13 protein-coding genes are annotated in these 20,503 nt (G+C 48.0%); 7 read left to right on the top strand and 6 right to left on the bottom strand.

The annotated features are described in order from the left end of the window. Positions 1–49: 49 nt before the first annotated feature. Entirely contained in the window at positions 50–1,045 is a 996-nt protein-coding gene (locus tag C170_RS16100) for an LCP family protein (protein ID WP_036611524.1), read from the bottom strand. 184 nt (positions 1,046–1,229) lie between these two features. Between C170_RS16100 and C170_RS16095 the strand changes: the two genes are divergently transcribed. The 5 genes from C170_RS16095 to C170_RS16075 all read left to right on the top strand — a co-directional run bounded on the left by C170_RS16095 (position 1,230) and on the right by C170_RS16075 (position 11,743). Further along, positions 1,230–1,781 carry an undecaprenyl-diphosphatase gene (locus C170_RS16095; RefSeq protein WP_051447226.1) on the top strand — a complete coding sequence of 184 codons (552 nt, stop codon included), beginning with the start codon at positions 1,230–1,232 and terminating at the stop codon, positions 1,779–1,781. 207 nt (positions 1,782–1,988) lie between these two features. Next, positions 1,989–3,728: a methyl-accepting chemotaxis protein gene (locus C170_RS16090; RefSeq protein WP_036611520.1), complete on the top strand. Its 1,740-nt coding sequence runs from the start codon at positions 1,989–1,991 to the stop codon at positions 3,726–3,728. Between the two features lie 342 nt (positions 3,729–4,070). Continuing rightward, positions 4,071–7,064, top strand: a complete 2,994-nt coding sequence (locus C170_RS16085) for a glycoside hydrolase family 9 protein (protein ID WP_036611626.1) — start codon at positions 4,071–4,073, stop codon at positions 7,062–7,064. An 82-nt stretch (positions 7,065–7,146) separates the two neighbouring features. Then, positions 7,147–10,422, top strand: a complete 3,276-nt coding sequence (locus C170_RS16080) for a glycoside hydrolase family 48 protein (protein WP_051447225.1) — start codon at positions 7,147–7,149, stop codon at positions 10,420–10,422. Between the two features lie 526 nt (positions 10,423–10,948). Then, entirely contained in the window at positions 10,949–11,743 is a 795-nt protein-coding gene (locus C170_RS16075) for a C40 family peptidase (RefSeq protein ID WP_051447224.1), read from the top strand. 120 nt (positions 11,744–11,863) lie between these two features. Here C170_RS16075 and C170_RS16070 read toward each other — a convergent pair whose 3' ends face one another. Continuing rightward, entirely contained in the window at positions 11,864–12,769 is a 906-nt protein-coding gene (locus C170_RS16070; RefSeq protein WP_036611621.1) for an ArsR/SmtB family transcription factor, read from the bottom strand. A gap of 182 nt (positions 12,770–12,951) precedes the next feature. Between C170_RS16070 and arfA the strand changes: the two genes are divergently transcribed. Further along, positions 12,952–14,457: an arabinosylfuranosidase ArfA gene (gene arfA, locus C170_RS16065; protein WP_051447223.1), complete on the top strand. Its 1,506-nt coding sequence runs from the start codon at positions 12,952–12,954 to the stop codon at positions 14,455–14,457. A 528-nt stretch (positions 14,458–14,985) separates the two neighbouring features. Here the strand turns inward: arfA and C170_RS16060 are convergent. Further along, the gene (locus tag C170_RS16060) at positions 14,986–15,738 is read right to left on the bottom strand and encodes an MBL fold metallo-hydrolase (protein WP_036611517.1); all 753 of its coding nucleotides are present in this window, start codon (positions 15,736–15,738) and stop codon (positions 14,986–14,988) included. Positions 15,739–15,869: 131 nt separating this feature from the next. Between C170_RS16060 and C170_RS16055 the strand changes: the two genes are divergently transcribed. Continuing rightward, complete coding sequence (locus tag C170_RS16055) at positions 15,870–16,301, top strand: Lrp/AsnC family transcriptional regulator (RefSeq protein WP_036611514.1); 432 nt, start codon at positions 15,870–15,872, stop codon at positions 16,299–16,301. A gap of 34 nt (positions 16,302–16,335) precedes the next feature. On the opposite strand, the gene C170_RS16050 is transcribed toward C170_RS16055, so the two are convergent. The 3 genes from C170_RS16050 to C170_RS16040 all read right to left on the bottom strand — a co-directional run bounded on the left by C170_RS16050 (position 16,336) and on the right by C170_RS16040 (position 20,493). Beyond that, positions 16,336–16,836 (bottom strand): hypothetical protein, encoded by a 501-nt coding sequence (locus tag C170_RS16050; RefSeq protein WP_036611511.1) that lies wholly within the window; start codon positions 16,834–16,836, stop codon positions 16,336–16,338. A 104-nt stretch (positions 16,837–16,940) separates the two neighbouring features. Next, positions 16,941–18,758, bottom strand: coding sequence for an ABC transporter ATP-binding protein (locus C170_RS16045; RefSeq protein WP_036611508.1), 1,818 nt, complete (start codon positions 18,756–18,758; stop codon positions 16,941–16,943). Next, on the bottom strand, positions 18,751–20,493 hold the full coding sequence (locus tag C170_RS16040) for an ABC transporter ATP-binding protein (protein ID WP_036611505.1): 1,743 nt from the start codon (positions 20,491–20,493) through the stop codon (positions 18,751–18,753). Before C170_RS16040 ends, C170_RS16045 begins: the two co-directional genes overlap by 8 nt. Positions 20,494–20,503: the final 10 nt, after the last annotated feature.

The following is a 20,503-nucleotide window of genomic DNA, read 5'->3' as shown; positions in this document are numbered from 1 at the left end:
AAAAAGACGGCTATGGCCGTCTTTTTTGTTGATATATCTCATGCTTGTTTTAGTTCTGTCCCTCTGCTGATGGAGTCTCTGAGGACTCGGCATCTTCTTCAAACAGTTTCTGAATGTAGGACTGGAGTTTGGTCACATCAACACCCAGCACCTGAGCTGAGCCGACCAGTTCATTGGTGAGTAGTTTGTTGGGTGGAATCTGCTGCTGATCGATATCGTTCACATGGATATCGAAGCCAAGTGATGCGAGTTTTAACATCTGGGTTGGACTAAGATCTGTCTCGATATAGGGAGCGATGGCTTCCAGGATATCCGGGATTTTGAAAAGCGACGTAGTGCTCTGCATTTTCTTGGCCAGCTCGGTCATGAAGATCCGCTGCCGTTCGGTACGGGTGAAATCCGAGGTGGCATCATGCCGGAACCGAACATATTGAAGGGCGGTCTTGCCGTCCATATGTTGCAATCCTTTTTTTAAGTCAATGTCGTACATATGTTTATCTGCTTTACTGGTGTAATACATGTCTTTCTCCACATCGATCTCAATACCGCCTACTGCATCAACGAGTGCCATGAAACCTGTAAAGTCTGTGTAGACATAATGCTGAATGGGAATACCGAGCAGATCACTTACGGTTTGTTTGGTCAGCTCCGCACCCCCGTAGGAAAAGGCTGCATTAAGTCTGCTTTTGCCATGCCCAGGAATGGCAACATAGGTATCACGCAGTACGGAGAATAGATGGGCTTTCTTGGTGACCGGATCAATAGAAGCGACCATGACCGAGTCTGAGCGTCCTGCATCGTCGCCTCTCGAGTCTCCGCCAAGGAGCAGAATGTTCACCCGTTCCTGGCCCTCCCATCGGGGAATCGTTGTCGTTGGTGTGTCTGAATCGCTGTCAGTGCCGGAAGAGGACGAGTTGGATGAAGTCCCGGAAGCCGTGGAGATGCTATTGGCAAAATGAACAATCGAATATCCGTAATATACAACGACACCTGTAATCGCAAGTGCCAGGGTCAGGGCTGTACCCCATAACCATTTTTTAAGCATAATCTTCACCTTTCTATGATTGAACTGATATGTAACCCAAACTAGTTTAACAAAAAGAAAGCAAAAAGTCCTCTTTGATTTCGTAACTTCGGTCAATGTGAGAATTGTTTGACAAATAGTTAGTGTATATTTAATATGTAAAAAATAATCTTGTTTTGTGTAATGGGGGTATTAAAAGCCAGTTATGAATCAATCACTATTTAATTGGATTAATCAGTTTGCAGACCAAATCCCGTTTCTGGACTGGTTTATGATCACATCATCCGAGTATGCGGTTTGGGTCATGATTGCACTGCTCGTTATCGTATGGTTTCTCAGCGATCCATCGAAACAACGAATTGTTTTTTATGCCTGTGTGGCTTCCATTGTAGCGCTAGTTCTGGCCAAATGGGGGATTTCACCAGCGGTCGGTCACCCAAGACCTTTTGTAGAAGGGACTGTGCATCAGCTGGTTGCCCATGTACCTGATCCTTCTTTTCCAAGTAAACATGCTTCCTTTGTATTTGCTCTAGCGGCTGCTTCATTCTTTATTGGACGTCGCTTCGGGTCATGGATGTTGTTACTCGCTGTGTTGACAGGGGTGTCTCGTGTATATGTTGGTGTGCATTATCCAGGAGATATTCTGGGAGGATTCATTCTCGGAAGTCTGCTTAGTGTGGTTCTGATTACAACCCGCAATTATACCAAGTCGATTCCCGACTTTTTCATTAACATACACCGACGTGTTTTTCGTTAGCTTTTGAAAGCAATGTCTAGTGAAGTTTTGGTAGTTTAGTTTATTGAAAGAAGTCTCTTATCTCTGGTTCTGCCAAAGATGGGAGACTTTTTTTGTGTTATGTTCGAAGTTACATGAAATTTACAGAAATTGAATTCTAACATCTACAATTCACGACGATAGGTGACGATATATTATAAATATGTATTATTTTGAGGAGTGGGACACATGGAAGACACGCGGGGGAATAAGTTGGGGATATTAAAGTTAACGATTCGAGGCAAGTTACTGACTGGTTTTCTCATAGTCGTGGCTCTGTTGATTGTTGTAAGCGTTTATGCGTTAATACAGATCCATAATATGTCTGGTAAAGCCAATGATGTGGACCAGACCTGGATGCCGAGTGTAAGCCTGTTGGGTATGATGAATGGTGATGTTTCGGATGTAGAGCGGTTAGCGCTGGCCATTATCGTTGAACAGGACGAAGACGAGAACGTCAAGTTGAATGAAGCGTTACAGCTGCTTCTTACCAAGATTGAAGATGAGCGCAAACAGTTGCAAACGTACTTTGTAGGCAACGAAGCAGCGCTTAAGCTGTATAATGAAGATTTCAGTACAAACTATGATGCCTATCTGGCTAAAATGCCTGCATTCATCGAAATGGGTCTGAAAAACGATTATGCAGGAGCAAGCAGACTTCATACTGAGGCCTACCCAATGTGGTATACAGCAAACGACACCCTTGCCAAGTTAATTACCTTGGGCAATGAAGGATCAGATGCAGCAACGAATGATTCTGTCGAGTTGGCTGAGAATACATTTAATGTGATTTTGGCAGTGACGATTTTTGCATTCCTGATCGCCGTGTTCATTGCATTCTTCATTGCAAGCATCATTTCACGTCCAATCAAAAAGATGAATGAAGCGGCCATGGCTATTGCCAATGGTGATCTGACGGGTGAGACGATTGTGCTCAAGAACAAAGACGAATTGGGAACGCTCGCGGCTTCCTTCAATACCATGAGTGGCAATTTGCGCTCCATGATTGAATCGGTATCGATGACTTCCGAACAGGTGGCTGCTTCATCGGAGGAGCTTCTTGCAAGTGCAGAGCAAAATACTCAAGCCTCGGAACAGATTTCCCAAACGGTTGAGGAACTGGCTGTGGGCACGTCGGATCAGGTGGATATTGTAAAACGCTCTTCACAGGCGATGAATGAGATGGCTCTCGGATCGGAGCAGATTGCCGAGCTTGCTCAGAGTGTATCCGTATCTGCTGTGGATGCGGCGAATCAATCTTCCGAAGGAAATATGATTATTCAGCAAGCGGTTGAACAGATGGGTTCTGTTCGAAATTCCATTGCTTCGCTTACTGAATTGGTTACAGGGCTGGGGGAACGTTCAGCAGAGATTGGAACCATTACGGAGGTAATCAACAACATTGCCCGGCAGACCAATCTGCTTGCACTGAATGCAGCCATTGAAGCCGCACGAGCAGGAGAGCACGGACGTGGTTTCGCCGTAGTTGCGGGAGAAGTGCGTAAGTTGGCTGAGGAATCTTCTACATCTGCGCAACGAATTACGGATCTCGTTCAATTGATTCAGAAAGATACGGATCATGCTGTTCAGGCAGTGAAAGTGAACAGCAGTGAGACAGAAGCCGGAATCGAGATGGTTACTGCGGCAGGACAAGCCTTCGAGCAGATCTCGGATGCGGTCAACAAAGTAGCGGGTGAAATCCAGGAAGTATCTGCAGGTTCAGAGGAAATGTCGGCGAGTACAACTGAGGTTGTAGGATATGTAAGTCAAATCTCCAACATTGCTGGAGAGGCAGCGGGCGGGGTTCATAATGTATCTGCCGCAACTCAGCAGCAGTTGGCTTCGATGGAAGAGATTGCATCATCCGCAGGTTCATTATCCAAAATGGCCGAAGAACTGCAGGAGCAGATTAACAAGTTCAAAGTGTAACTAAGAGATGTTCTGTGATATCTAAGGTGTACAGAAACATACTGACAGGATGGTCAGAATGCCATTCGATTTGTACTGTTGATGATAACAAGGGCGAGAAGCTGTTTCTCTAACGCGCATATGCGTTAGAGAAACAGCTTTTTTTGTCGCATGACGCAGAGCAGGTCACAACAATGTTATTTCAGAAGTCACCAACGCTTATATAGCTGGTGAAACAAACGGCTATAATGGTAATTAATGGTGGAACTTACACTGAAATACACCATGGGAAGGAGCGATATAAACTTGCAGTCCAGAGTAATGCATACGGAATATTGATGAAGAGGAGATGAATAGTTGAACATGAAGGGGAGCTGGTGGAGACGAGTCGCTATGATCGCGTTATCGGCAGGATTACTGGCAGGGAGTTTATCGATGGGCACAGGAATTCGTAAGGCGGATGCGGCCGCTGGAAATCAGAACTATGCTGAAGCACTACAAAAGGCCATTTACTTCTATGAGGCACAGCGCTCGGGTCCGTTGCCAGCGAGTAATCGGGTCGAATGGCGTGGTAATTCGGGCATGCAGGATGGAGCTGATGTAGGTGTTGATCTGACCGGAGGATGGTATGATGCCGGAGATCACGTGAAGTTTGGTTTTCCGATGGCTGCTTCCGCAACGATGCTCGCCTGGTCTGTCGTGGAATACAGTGACGGATATGAACAGGCCGGACAACTGGAGGAGATCAAGGATAATATCCGATGGGCGACCGACTATTTTATGAAAGCGCATACGAAACCAAATGAATTATGGGGACAAGTGGGGGCAGGTAATACCGACCATGCCTGGTGGGGACCCGCAGAAGTCATGCAGATGAACCGTCCTTCGTTCAAGATTGATGCTTCATGCCCGGGCAGTGATCTGGCGGCAGAAACGGCTGCAGCGCTGGCAGCGTCATCGATTGTATTTGCAGATGATGATCCGGCATATTCGGCCAGACTGCTTCAACATGCGAAAGAGCTGTACAACTTCGCAGATACATATCGGGGGGAATACACCGATTGTATCACTGATGCTGCAGCGTTCTATAATTCGTGGACAGGATACGAAGACGAGCTGGCATGGGGCGGAGCGTGGCTTTATTTAGCCACTAATGATAGCGCTTACTTGTCCAAAGCCATTGCAGCTACGGACCGGTGGTCTTCTAGCGGAGGCTCAGCCAATTGGCCGTATACCTGGACACAAGGTTGGGACAGTAAACATTATGGTGCCCAGATCCTGCTTGCTCGTATTACGTCCAGTTTGAACATGCCGGAGGCGACGAGATTTATTCAGTCGACTGAGCGCAATCTGGATTATTGGACGGTTGGAGTCAATGGGACACGAGTCAAGTATACGCCAGGAGGTCTGGCGTGGCTGGATCAGTGGGGCTCGCTCCGATATGCAGCGAATGCATCCTTTATTTCTTTTGTATACTCCGACTGGGTCAGTGATCCTGTGAAAAAGTCAAGATATCAGGATTTTGCTGTCTCACAGATGAATTATATTCTGGGCGATAATCCACGTCAGAGCAGTTATGTGGTCGGATATGGGCAAAATGCACCTCAACATCCGCATCATCGGACCGCTCACGGTTCATGGCTGAATAACGAAGATATCCCGGCTAACCATCGCCATATTCTGTATGGTGCCATGGTCGGTGGCCCGGATGCATCGGATGGATATACCGATGATATCGGGGATTACGTGAGTAATGAGGTCGCAACCGATTACAATGCTGGTTTTACCGGCGCACTGGCAAAGATGAATTTGCTATTTGGTCAGAATCATCAGCCCCTTGCGAACTTCCCTGCACCTGAGGTGAAGGGAGATGAGTTCTTTGTGGAGGCTGCGATCAAATCATCAGGTGCCAATTATACGGAAATCAGAGCACAGCTTAATAATCGTTCCGCTTGGCCTGCCCGAATGGGAGATCAACTGTCTTTTAAGTATTTCCTGGATTTGAGTGAAGTGTATGCTGCCGGACGTACGGTATCGGACGTGCAAGTGACAACCTCCTATACAGAGGGGGCGACGGTATCCCAACCAGTTGTGGTGAATGCAGCCCAGCATATCTATGCCATTACGGCGAACTTCGGTAATACCAAGATCTATCCAGGTGGGGAAGGAAATTATCGTAAAGAAGTACAGTTCCGCATTACAGGCCCACAGGGTGCATGGAATGCAAGTAATGATCATTCGTTCCAGACGCTGACCACAGGCACTCCTGTGAAGAGCATATACCTTCCAGTCTATGATGCAGGGGTAAAGGTGTATGGACAGGAGCCTGGTGTTACACCAGTCACGGTTCCAAGCGCACCTGCTGGCGTGCAGGCTGTAGCGGGAAGTAGTCAGGTTAACCTGACTTGGGCCGCTGTATCCGGGGCTGAATCGTATACGGTGAAGCGCTCCGAGGTGAGTGGAGGACCATATACAACTGTTGCGACAGGGGTTAATGGATTGACCTACACAAACACGGGGCTGACCAACGGGACGGCTTATTATTATGTAGTGTCTGCTGTGAATTCAGCAGGGGAATCATCGGGTTCTGTGCAGGTGTCGGCTACCCCGCAAGCAGCTTCGACGGTGCCGGGAGCACTGACTTTAAGTGGGACAGCTGGTAATGCGCAGTCGGTCCTGACTTGGACAGCAGCCTCGGGCGCTACTAGCTATAAGGTACAACGTTCGGTGGCAGGCGGGACTTATGCAGATGTGGCAACCGGATTGTCCGTGTTGACTTACACCGATACAACAGCGCTGAATGGCACCACGTACAATTACCGGATTGCAGCCGTGAATGCGAACGGACAGACACTGTCCAATGTCCTGGCACTGACGCCTTCTGCACCTCCGGTGACGACCGGTACACTCGAAGTGCAGTACCGCAGCGGAGGGTCCGGGAATTCAAGTAATGCGGTGACTCCGCAGTTCAACGTGAAGAATACCGGAACACAAGCGATTGATCTCAGTACCGTGAAGATCCGATATTATTTCACCAAGGATGGTGCGGATCAAATGACCTTCTGGTGTGATTATGCCGAGATGGGCACGGCCAATGTTGAAGGTACATTTGTCGCAGTGAGTCCGGCAAAGGGTACCGCAGATACGTATCTGGAGATTAGCTTCAAGTCGGGAGCAGGCAGTTTGGCCGCTGGAGCAGAGACCGGCGTGATTCAAGCACGCTTTTCCAAAAATAACTGGAGCAATTTCGATCAAAGTAATGATTATTCCTATGATGCTTCCAAGACGGCTTTTGCCGCATGGAACAAGGTAACCGGGTATCAGGGAAACACCAAAGTGTGGGGCTTGGAGCCGTAACTAGCTCAAGATCATTGGCCGAAGAGCAGCATGGTCAGACCGTTTATATTCAATTTCCACTATTCCAGGGAGGTATATATTAATGTTGAAATCAGCTGCGAAAAAAAGTTTAACAGCGATGCTGGCGGGAACCGTCATGTTGACCGGATACACCGGACTCTGGGCAGGGCCGCAAACAGCACATGCCGCAGATCAGGCCATCGAGATTCAGGCAGACAGCATTAATGAAGCCCGGTTTTTGCAATTGTATGATCAGTTGAAAGATCCGGCGAACGGATATTTTTCGCCAGAGGGTCTACCGTATCATTCCATTGAGACCCTGCTGAGTGAGGCCCCGGATTATGGTCATATGACGACGTCTGAGGCATATAGTTACTGGCTGTGGTTGGAAACCATGTATGGTCACTACACGGGAGATTGGTCCCAATTGGAAGCAGCTTGGGACAGTATGGAGAAATACATTATCCCGGTCAACGAAGGTGACGGCAAGGAAGAGCAGCCTACGATGAGCTCATACAACCCAAACAGCCCTGCTACGTATGCAGCGGAAAAACCTTTCCCAGATCAATATCCATCGCAACTTAATGGTCAATATGCAGCGGGTAAAGACCCGATTGATGCCGAACTTAAGGCGACCTATGGTGACAATCAGACCTATCTCATGCACTGGCTGGTCGATGTGGATGACTGGTATGGATATGGAAACCTGTTGAATCCATCACATACGGCTACCTATGTGAATACTTTCCAACGTGGGGAGCAGGAGTCTGTGTGGGAAGCCATTCCGCATCCATCCCAGGATGATAAATCTTTTGGTAAGGCAAACGAAGGTTTCATGAGCTTGTTCACAAAGGAAAATCAGGTACCGTCAGCACAATGGCGTTACACAAACGCAACGGATGCCGATGCGCGTGCTGTACAGGTGCTGTATTGGGCAAAGGAGATGGGATACAACAATCCGGAATATCTGGATAAAGCGAAGAAGATGGGGGACTATCTACGCTATGGTATGTATGATAAATACTTCCAGAAAATTGGAAGTGCAAAGAACGGTACACCGACTCCGGGTACAGGCAAGGATTCCAACATGTATCTCATGGCTTGGTATACGTCTTGGGGCGGTGGCCTGGGTCAAGGTGGGGATTGGGCTTGGCGCATTGGAGCGAGCCATACCCATCAGGCTTATCAAAACCCGGTTGCAGCGTATGCTTTGTCTGATCCGGCTGGCGGCTTGATTCCGAAATCAGCAACAGCGAAGGCAGATTGGAATGCTACGCTGAAACGTCAGTTGGAATTCTACACTTGGCTACAATCCCATGAAGGAGCTATCGGCGGGGGAGCAACGAACAGTCTGGATGGTTCATACAAAGCCTATCCGGCAGGCGTAAGTACATTCTATGACATGGCTTATCAGGAGGCACCTGTATATCGTGATCCGGATTCCAACACCTGGTTTGGATTCCAGGCATGGCCGCTGGAGCGTGTAGCCGAGATGTACTATATTCTTGCGGAGAGCGGTGATTTGACCTCTGAGAACTTCCAGATGGCCAAAAAAGTAATCACGAAGTGGATCGACTGGAGTAAGGATTATGTATTTGTAGGTGAGCGTCCGGTGACGGATGCGCAAGGCTATTATCTGAATGCGGCTGGACAGCGCATTTTGGGTGGAACTAATGTTCAGGTAGCGACAACGCCGGCTCCCGGAGAGTTCTGGATTCCGGGTGGTCAGGAATGGCAGGGTCAACCGGACAAGTGGAACGGATTCAGTTCGTTTACGGAAAATCCGAACTTCCGTGTAACGACCAAAGATCCAGTGCAGGACACAGGAGTTCTGGGAAGTTACGTTAAAGCTCTGACTTTCTTCGCAGCGGGAACACAGGCAGAGAACGGCACACTTAACGCGGAAGGCCAAGAAGCCAAGGATTTGGCCGAGGCTCTGCTGGATACAGCTTGGGATTACAATGATGGTGTGGGGATTGTTACGGAAGAAGAGCGTAAAGACTACTTCCGCTTCTTTGCCAAAGAGATCTATATCCCGGCGAACTGGTCTGGAACCTTTGGTCAAGGCAACACGATTCCTGGTACAGCAGGTGTACCTTCCGATCCGGCAAAAGGCGGCAATGGCGTATACATTGGATACTCCGATCTGCGTCCGGCCATCAAGCAAGATCCGGCATGGGCTTACTTGGATAACCTGTACAAAACGTCGTATAATCCGACCACGAAGCAGTGGGAAAACGGTGCACCTACCTTTACGTATCACCGGTTCTGGTCACAAGTGGATATGGCTACAGCGTACGGCGAGTATGATCGTCTCCTCGGAGATTCCGATAGTCCGGAAGTGGAAGTACCCGCTGCTCCTGCTGGCGTAACAGCAACTGGAGGAAGTGAGCAAGTGGTTCTGAATTGGAACGCAGCCGCTGGTGCAGCCTCGTATACCGTGAAACGTGCAGAGGTGAATGGTGGTCCTTATACGTCTGTAGCAACAGGGGTCACAGGATCAACATTCACGGATACAGGCTTGACCAACGGCACAACGTATTATTATGTGGTCACTGCGGTGAATGCCGTAGGGGAGTCTGCACCGTCGACACAGGCATCTGCAACACCACTCGCAGGTACCGTTGTGCCAGGCGTATTCAACCTTACTGGAACGGCTGGCGATGCCCAGGCAGTACTGACATGGACTGCATCAACTGGAGCATCAAGTTATAAGGTACAACGTTCGGTAGGCAGCGGGGCATATGCTGATCTGGCAACAGGTTTGACTGCACTGACGTATACCGATGCTACAGCGGTGAATGGTACAGCTTATAATTATAGAGTCGTAGCCAGTAATACGAGTGGTCAGACGAATTCAAATGTATTGGTGTTGACTCCATTAGCACCTCCAGTCACAACGGGAACGCTTGAAGTACAATACCGTAATGGTAGTTCAGGAACTTCGGTCAATGCGATTACTCCACAATTTAATGTGAAGAATACAGGTACAACTGCGGTGGACTTGAGCAAAGTGAAGGTCCGGTATTATTTCACGAAGGATAGTGCCGCTGATCTGAGTTTCTGGTGTGATTATGCACAGATTGGCAGTGGTAACGTGGAAGGGCATTTTGTTTCGATAGATCCGGCCAAGGGCACGGCAGATACGTATCTGGAGATTGAATTCAAATCGGGTGCCGGCAGTTTGGCCGCTGGTGCCGAGACCGGAATCATCCAGGGACGTTTCTCGAAAAACAACTGGACGAATTTTGATCAAACCAATGATTATTCCTTTGATTCCACCCAAACGGCCTTCAGTGCCTGGACAAAAGTGACAGCTTATCAGGATGGCGCCAAGGTATGGGGAATTGAACCTTAAATGAGTTGATCGACCAATTGTAGAGTGATGTTACTCATCATATAGGTTAAGCCGGGGAGAAATCCCTGGCTTTTCTTTTTTTATGGAAAAGCAAAAATGGAATACGAAATAATCAACGGACACTGCTGATAAATCGATCCGTATTGAGGCTGGAGGCAAAAATGTGAATTCGGGGAACGGTAATCGGCAAATGAATCATAGTAATGTTTACCATATTTGCGATTTTAAACATTAAAATATAGGTCATATGGCATATGCCCTGAATGAGAAACGACCTAGCTCTTGTATCGCGGAAAAATCAAGCACATCAAATAGTTACAATAATTTAACCTTTCAAAAAGAAGGGATCAGCAGTGAATTTTTCCAGCATATTATGGACAAACCCTGATACTTAGTACTCAAGTTCGCCTGCATCAATACAGGACTTTTGACTGATGAACGTTATGGATAGCCCGTTTACAATGGGGCAAGCCCGGGAGAACCAAGCCAGGTTAAAATTCTGTAACATCAGGGGGAACTCGACATCATGAACTGGAAGAAAACGATTATTACGGCAAGTGTCACAGCAACGATGCTGATGGGAAGTCTGACGACAGGAGCACTAACGGCACAGGTATCGGCAGCTGCTGTTAACAATTCACAAGTAAAAGTAATTTGGGGCGTAAACCTACGCACAACACCTTCTTCTTCTGCGAAGATTGTTCGCTTGGTCGCTAAAGGGGAAACGGTAACGGTGCTTCAGCAATCCGGTTCGGATTGGTATAAGATTAAGGATTCTGCTAACCGGACAGGCTACATATCTTCTTCATCCAAATACACACAAGCGATTAGTGGCAGCACAAGCGGATCGAGTTCGAATAGTGGTACATCGGTGACTGGCAATGCATCTGTAGAAAAAGTGATTGCAGCGGGAATGAAATATTTGGGAACACCTTATGAGTTCGGAGCCAGTCGTAACAGCACAGCTACTTTTGACTGTTCCAGCTTTGTACGCCAGGCCTTCATTGATGCACTGGGCATCAAGCTTCCAGCGGATTCCCGCAAACAGGGAGCCTATGTAAAAGCCAAGGGTACAGTTCAGACGAACTGGAAAAACCTGAAACGCGGAGATCTGATGTATTTCATGTCGTATAAAGGCAGCTCTGCATCATCGTATTCGGGCGTGAATAAATCTAGCGCAACCATTACGCACACAGGGATTTACCTGGGTGACGGAAAAGTATTACACACCTATTCCAACGCTGGCGGTGGTGTAACAACTAGTGATATCTCCGGCAAACACTGGGAGTATCGCTTCCTGTTTGGTGGCAGTGCGCTGTAGGTTAGAACAAGAACCTTACTGGATATTCCGCACATTTTCATATGCATACAAAACACCTTCCATTCTGCCTTTGACAGGCGAGTGGGAGGTGTTTTTGTGTTATTTATTATTTTGAAGAACTCAATCGTGATAGTACAGTCGGAACAGGATATCCTGATTGTAGTTGCCGAATCCCTCACCATATAAGGTAAGCCCGCCTACATGCTGAGCATCTTCTTCCACCGAAAGACGAAGGGTCCACTGGTTGCGTTCAACCGGGATATCTGCGAGTGTAATGTCGGATAGATGTTGTCCATCAATAAACGTACCCTCATTGGTAATTCGCAGTACCTTGAGCATGCCGTACTGATTGACACTGTCACTCCACCATTCCGGGGTGAACATGCCACGTCCGTTGCCTGAATCTCCGGGGCTTGTCCATTCCCCTAATCGGATGCCATTCAGCATGAATGTAATATCCGAGGGCCAATTCGGATTAACCGAAGGTGCTTCTGACCCGATCTCGAGGGCCAATTCAATGGCATTGATCTGCTGTCCGGATAAGATATAGTTTGGAATTTTGTACTCCACAAACCCACGGCCAAACCATAAAATATGGGCATGCATCCGCTCAGGGTCGAGAAAATAACGAGGGTCATCATACTGTCCGATAACATGATTGGACGTAGCCAGACCACATGTCGGATAGACGTCAAAGTGGGTGTAGTGTCCCACAGGGACGGAAACCTCGTGCAGCTTGCGGGCTGTCCCGCTTTCCTGCGGCATGGAGATGCCAATCCAGTCTACAGCAAGGCTGTTCATTTTATGTGTGCCGCCGTCTTTGCGTATCATTTTGGACTGAATAATGCCCACATCTTGAAGTTTGCGGACATGCATGGTCACGATGGCACTACTCAGACCCAGTGAAGCAGCAAGATCCTTCACATTCATCGGAGTCTCTGCAACAAGGCGGATGATCTGTAGACGGACTTCACTGGCAAGTGCTTCATATAGGGGGAGCCATTCGGCATCGGTATTTGCTCTGATCACAGTTGTTCCTCCATTTTATCTGTATAGAATTAAGTTAAACATAAATTCAGTAAAAAGAATAACATTTTGCAAAATTCAGGTTGAAATTAAGGCTATAATCGATTTTAATATAAATATGAACGTTGATCCATAGAATATCAATTAATTTTTATATTAATCTTAAGGAGTTGAAATTCATTATGGAAAAAGCAAAAATGACGGTAGATAAAGATTTTACTATTGGTGTAGTGGATAAGCGCTTGTACGGATCATTTATTGAGCATCTGGGACGTGCCGTCTATGGCGGGATTTACGAGCCGGGGCATCCATCAGCGAACGAACAGGGTTTCCGCACGGATGTGCTGGAGATGGTCAAGGAGTTAAATGTACCGATTGTACGTTATCCTGGAGGTAATTTTGTATCCGGTTACAATTGGGAAGATTCGGTTGGACCTGTGTCAGAACGCAAACGCAGACTGGAACTGGCCTGGAGAACGATTGAGACCAATGAATTTGGCTTCAATGAATTCGTGGACTGGGCGAAACAGGCTAATTCTGAAGTCATGATGGCCGTTAATCTGGGAACACGGGGCGCCGATGCAGCACGAAATATTGTAGAGTACAGCAACCATCCGGAAGGTTCGTATTATAGTGATCTTCGCATCAAGCATGGATACAAGCAGCCACATGCGATCAAAACATGGTGTCTGGGCAACGAGATGGATGGCCCTTGGCAAATCGGTCACAAAACGGCAGAAGAGTATGGACGTGCAGCCGTTGAAGCGGCAAAAGTCATGAAGTGGACGGACCCAACGATTGAACTGGTAGCCTGTGGAAGTTCAAACCTGAATATGCCATCGTTCCCGGAATGGGAAGCAACGGTGCTGGATCATACGTATGATCACGTCGAGTATCTGTCCTTGCATCAATACTACGACAATCAAGAGCAGGATACACCAACGTTCCTAGCACGCTCGCTTGAAATGGATCGTTTTATCGATACCGTGAAGGCGACCTGTGATTATATCAAAGCGAAGAAACGCAGCAAAAAGACGATGTATCTCTCCTTTGATGAGTGGAATGTATGGTATCACTCCAATGAAAATGATTCGAAGATGGACCCTTGGCAGATTGCTCCGCCACAGCTTGAGGATATCTACAATCATGAGGATGCACTGCTTGTTGGTTGTATGTTGATCAGTATGCTCAAACATGCGGATCGGGTTAAAATGGCCTGTCTGGCACAACTCGTTAACGTGATTGCGCCGATCATGACAGATACGGGTGGTGGTTCATGGAGACAGACAATCTTCTATCCATTCATGCATACATCTCTCTTCGGACGTGGAACAGCATTGGTACCATTGATCCAGTCTCCAAAATATGATACAAAACAAATCACGGATGTTCCTTATCTGGAAGCTATTGCGGTTCATAACGAAGAGCAGGGTGAAGTGACTGTATTTGCAGTCAACCGTCATCTGGAAGAATCCCTTCCGCTCGAAGTGGACCTGCGCAGCTTCGGGAAGTGTACCGTGATCGAGCATATCGTGCTGGAAAGTGATGATCTCAAAGCATCTAATACGGCAGCACAACCAAACCGCGTTGCTCCTCATAATCGCGGGGGTGCAGTTGTATCTGATACTCTGATTACGGCGAGCTTGGCGAAAGCATCATGGAACGTGATTCGTTTGAAAGTGCAGTAATGGATTAGCATAAAGGGATGGGACACGTTGGAGCGCAAAGGCAGGCTTGATGCCTGAGAAGGAAGCCAGCGAACAGCGGATTAGCGTGTTTCTTCAATCAAAAAAGCTGGGTGCGAGTTCATCGCATCCAGCTTTTTTTTCGTTGTATTTTATAGGGAAAAGGAATGCATGGGAGGCATGAGTAATGAAGTGGCAGACAAGGTAGCATATAAGTTAGGTAATGGCGTGTGTTGAAATGAATTACATGGTCCTGCCATACGCACGCGCTAACGAACCTAGGACACCTTATTGTGCCGATTATTGCTATATTAGAAATTTAACGAATCGGAGACACGTTAACCTGACAAAAAGATGGATAAATCTCGGGAAAAGCATGCCCAGAGCGGAAATAACGTGTCTAGGATTCGTTAGAATATTAGATTAGCTGAAAACAGACTAATAGCGTGTGCTGAGTTCGTTACAATCCACCCACCTGTGTGAAAAGGTTATTTCTCTTCCGCTTTGATTCAGCGTAGCTTCCGCTTCAATTTAAAACTCAAAACTTTCGCCGTCACGTGGGATGAGCACCTGACCATCCAACTGCTCGGATGCCAGATAAGTCGCAAGATCCGTACGAGACATCACACAATGGTTAATCGCATCCATGTGCACAGCGATGACATGAGCAGATGGCGCATGGCGCTTCACAGCGACAACGTCAGGGCCGTCCATCGTAATGGGATCACCCTCCACGAAGCGTGCACCTCCGGCATTCACGACAATAACTTCAGGCGTATATTGGCGAATGGCCTCAGCAGGTTCTTCACACCAGATCGTATCCCCCGCAATATAGGTGACAGGTTCTGCATCTGCTTCAAGTACGAAACCGGACACGTTGCCCATACGTTCACCGATTTCACCTGTGCCATGATGCCCGGATGTGCGGGCAAATCGGACAGAGTGATGCTCATGTTTTTCATCTACAGCTGTTACATTCGTGAATCCGGCACCCAGAAATACATTCTCATCCCCAGGCTGGCAGATCAGAGGAATATCTTTGCCAAGTTGTTTCGCCGCGGATTCATCCCAGTGGTCCACATGGGTGTGTGTCACAATCAACAGATCCGGATTCAGATAATCCGTTTCGGTTTCGGGCAGACCGACTCTCGGGTTACGTAGCTCATTCGGTGTGTTCGGGAATGCAGGCATGACTTCGACGTCCATCAGCATCGGATCAACGAGAATGTTCAGCCCTCCGTATTCCAGCCACAGTGTAGCATTGCGAATCAATTGGATTTTCATTATATTTGCACTCCTTCGAGTTGTTTAATAGTATTACCCTATATGGTATACAACCCGTTTAACGGCGTACATAACATGATGAATGGAATTAGGCCACGCTAATTTCACCGTGAAAGGATTGCTGAAGCAAGATGAATGAAATGATAGATGACACGGATATACGTATTTTGCAGATTCTGATTCAGGATGCCAAACGTTCTCACAAAGAGATCGGTGAAGAGGTTCATCTCACGGGACAGGCCGTTGGTGCAAGAGTGCGCAAGTTGCAAGATCTGGGTGTAATCGAAGGGTACACGGTAAAATGGAACCCGGAACGCCTTGGCCTCGGCCTACAGGCCTTTGTCACAGTTTTCTTGAACTCCGGCGACAGACATGCCGCCTTTCGTACATTCATTGCTGAACGTGAGGACATCGTTGAAGTCCATCGTGTCAGCGGAGAAGGCTGTTATTTGATGAGAGTGCAGACTGGCACCACAGAGCAGCTTGGCCAACTACTTGAAGCGTTGTTGCCTTACGGCAATTACAAAGTCAGCCTGTCCATAGGTGTAGAGAAATCACAGTGATGTGTGGGGAGCTTGTCCTCATCCATCCCGGTACTCAACGATCCTGCTTCTGTTCCTGCAAAGTCTCCTGAAGCAAAGTCACAGCCTGGTTCAGCTCTTTTTTGCTCAGCAGATGATCTGTCTGAATATGAGACCGTGTGCCGTCTTTTAAGTACAGGACAAACATGGGAGAAGCAGACAGGAGCCACTTGCTGCGGGCAGGTGAGGCGAGTTCGACTTTGCGAATCTGGCTCCAAGCAATCTTCCGTTTGCCCGTGCTCAATGCATCATCATCCCAGGATAACAACACGGCAGGGGTTTTGGTTAGTCGTGACACAAACATGAAGAACAGCGGTCCGATCAACCACATACCCAGCACGGCTGCAATGGAATAGTATATGGTCTCCAGTCTTTCGGCTTGTCCGTCCACGATGATCCATAATAAGCTCACGCACAAGAGAAGGAACAGGAAGCATAGACTTCCCTTCCATAGAGCTGTGCTGCGTTGGTAAAGAATCTGCTGATGGTCACGCTTGGGTGTTTCGGGTTGTTGCATGGATGTTCCTCCTAATTAACAATGCTGATCGATATGCCAAACGTGCCGCCTGCATAAGCAGAGCGGCATGTTCAACGTTCTGTATTTACTATAACTCAGGTTCATTACCCTGATATAGCTGAATTTTTACCTGCATCACGCGCATGGGTGTACAAGTCTGCATATACACCTTTGGCTGCGATTAGTTCCTGGTGCGGTCCTTCCTCCACAATCTCCCCATTTTCCATCACCAGAATTCGATCGGCATGCATCACTGTGGACAGGCGATGAGCAATGACAATGGTGGTGCGTCCCTGGGATACCGATTCCAACGCCTGCTGCACAAGCTGTTCCGTGTGTGAGTCCAGATTGGCGGTTGCCTCATCCAGGATGAGTACTCGGGGCTGGAACACCACGATTCGGGCAAATGAAATCAACTGACGCTCCCCAGCGGATAGTCCGCTTCCGCGTTCGGATAGATGTGTATCATATCCTTGAGGCAAACGTGAAATCATCGCATGTGCTCCGACAAACCGGCAGGCCTCAATTGCCTGCTCTCGCGTAATATCCTCACGAAACATCCTCACATTATCAATAATGGAACCGGAGAACAGGAAAGGTTCCTGTTGAATCAGACCCACGATCCGATGAAGCTTAGCCTGCGGCAGATGCCGGATATCAGTACCATCAATCTCGATACTGCCCTTGTCTACATCATAGAAGCGATTGAGCAGGGAGATCAGTGTGCTTTTGCCAGCGCCTGTTGTGCCTACAATACCTACCATTTCACCCGGATAGAGGTGCAGGTTCATCTGTTGGATCAAGGGCCGGTCTGCCCGATAACCAAACGACACATCGTTAAAATCAATCTGGCCCATCACATTTTGTGGTTCCAGCGAGGAGGCCATCACGGGTTTGGGATCGGCAACTTCAGGCCGTGTATTCAGAATGTTCCAGATGCGATCCATTGATACGGTCGTGGACTGGAATGTATTCCATTGCATCGTAATCTGGTTAATCGGTTGAAAGAACTGACGAATATAGCTGATAAACGCATATAATACCCCGACTTGCAGGGACTCACCCAGTACGGCGCGACCTCCAAGCCAGACCATCATGACCAGTGCCGCATTGCCAAGGATATCAAACGTTCGGTTGAAGATAACATTGGAGCGGGCTTGAGCAATGTTGGCTTTCAGGTGAAGTGCGTTCTGTTCCGAGAAACGTTTCTTCTGTTCTTCCTCTTGGTGAAAAGCCTGAATCAGAAACATACCGGACAGGTTCTCCGCCGTAAATGCGATCAGACGGGAAAGACGCGTACGGGCATTTTGATAAGCTTTTCGCAATCGACTACGGAATAATACCGCAACCACCGCAATGACAGGCAGAACGATCAGTGAGTAACTCGCCAGCACAGGATCAAGTTGGAACATAAAGACGATAATGAGCACCAGCATCATACCATCCCGAATCAGACTGAGCAGTACTTGAGTGAAAAAGCTGCTGATGGTCTCCGTATCACTGGATACGTTCGTGACCAGACTGCCGATATGAAAACGGTCAAAGAAGGACATGGACATCTTGGAGATATGCTTGAACAGGTCCTTTCTGATCCGGGATACAATGTTCTGACCCACATGCTGCAACAGATTATTCTGGATATAGGTAAAAATAAAACTGATGACAGCCAGCCCAAGAAAGATGGCTGCGAGCTGAACGAGAAAGCCCACACTGGTCTGGCCCACGGCCAGATGATCATCGATGGCGATCTTCACCAGATAGGGTTGCAGCAGATCTGCCGATATGCCAAGCAGTGAGCAGAAAAAGATACCGGCAAAAGCCCATTTATGCGGTTTGGCGTATGCCATCATTGCCTTAAACGAAGTTCGTTTACTCTGATCGGCCTCTGCATCTGGGTGAAGTTCAGCGTTAGGGTTAGACATGGTGTAATCCCTCCTCCTGCAAACGGTAGGTGGCCGCATATAACCCCTTGGCAGCCATCAACTGCGCATGTGTTCCCTGTTCAGCGACTCGCCCTTCATCCAGAACGATAATATCGTCCGCATGACGGACCGCGCTGATGCGATGAGAGATAATTAATGTAGTCTTGCCCTTGCCGATCTCACGCAGGCTACGCAGAATACCACTCTCGGTGACAGCATCAACCGCGCTCATGCTGTCATCCAGAATAAGTAACTGTGCTTGTTTGATCAGTCCTCTTGCAAGACTGGTTCGCTGACGCTGTCCACCAGACAGGGTGAGTCCACGTTCGCCAAGCAGTGTATCAAAGCGATCAGGAAAACGGACAATATTATCATAGATCATGGCTTGCCGTGCACTATGTTCCACTGTATCCAGCGATACTTCCCGGTCGCTAAATGCGATGTTATCTCGGATGGTGGTACTAAACAGGAATCCATCCTGAGGGACATAGGCGATGCGCGATCTTAGACTTTCCAGCGACAACTGCCGAATATCGGTACCATTGATGCGAATTGTTCCTTCAGGTGGTTCATATGTACGCAGCAATAGCTTAACGAGGGTACTTTTACCTGAGCCGGTCTTGCCTACAATACCGACCGTTCGCCCGGCACGGATATTGAGTTGAATGTTTTGGAGAGCAGGAGATGAACTGCCAGGATAGGAGAAGGTTAGATTCTCCATGGTGATATCTTGTACGGTTTGGAGCGCTGTGGCTTCAGGAAGTTCACGTACATCTGCTACTTCGCTGAGCAGGTCATTCACCCGCTCCAGTGATGCGCCTGAGCGCTGAACGGTATTAATAACATTGCCGATCTGTTGAAGCGGTCCCATAATAATGCGCAGATATAAGGTTAAGGCGACAAAACTTCCGAGTGTAATAGAATTCTGCATGGTCATAATACCTCCGACAAGCAGAGAAACGACCAATGAGATGGCTCCCAGCAGCGGGAGCAATGCTTGAAACAACGAAGACAGACGAACGAGTCGAAGCTGTTTACTCTTGATCTCATCGACGGTGGTTCCAAAGCGTGCACGAGCACTGTCTTCGATGGCAAACGTCTTGGTTACGCGAATGCCACCCAGCTGCTCTTCCGCCGATTCCGTCATGGTTGCAAGAGCTTCCTGCACGTCGCGAGAGCGCTTGCGAATCCGCGGACCAAAAAACACGACCAGAAATGGAATCGCCAGCAAAGGGACAACACTGATTAGAATGAGAGTCAACGGAATCCCGCTTAGCAACATCATGACAATGCAGGACAACAGCAGGAAGGTGGCATTGGTCATGAGTGTCACACCATTGGATATCGCTTCACGTACGGAAGTAACGTCATTCATGACATAACTGAGCAGCTTTCCGTTCCCCTGTTTGGAGAAATAATGTTCGCTAAGTTCGGAAAACTTACTGAATATACGCTCACGTGTCATGAATTCGAAGCGTCGACCGAGCTTCATAATCATGAATTGCCCGGTACCGAACAGCAGATTATACCCGATGGCAATAGCTAGAAGGGACAGGCTGTACCTTACGACCGTCTGCATCTGAAGAGAGTTCTGCATCAACTGATCCGTGAAGCTACCGAGTAAGCGGGGCAAGGAAGCTTGCCCGACATTGGAGGCGATGATCAGAAGAACAGCAACCAGATAAACAGGCCAGTTCGACACAACATAACCGCGGAGTAATCCTTTCTTGGACATAAGCGTTGTT

Origin of the sequence: Paenibacillus sp. FSL H7-689 (genome assembly GCF_000517905.1) — a bacterium.
Lineage (GTDB): Bacteria > Bacillota > Bacilli > Paenibacillales > Paenibacillaceae > Paenibacillus > Paenibacillus amylolyticus.
Note: the sequence above shows the minus strand (reverse complement) of the source record. Positions and strands in the feature narration are given on the sequence as shown.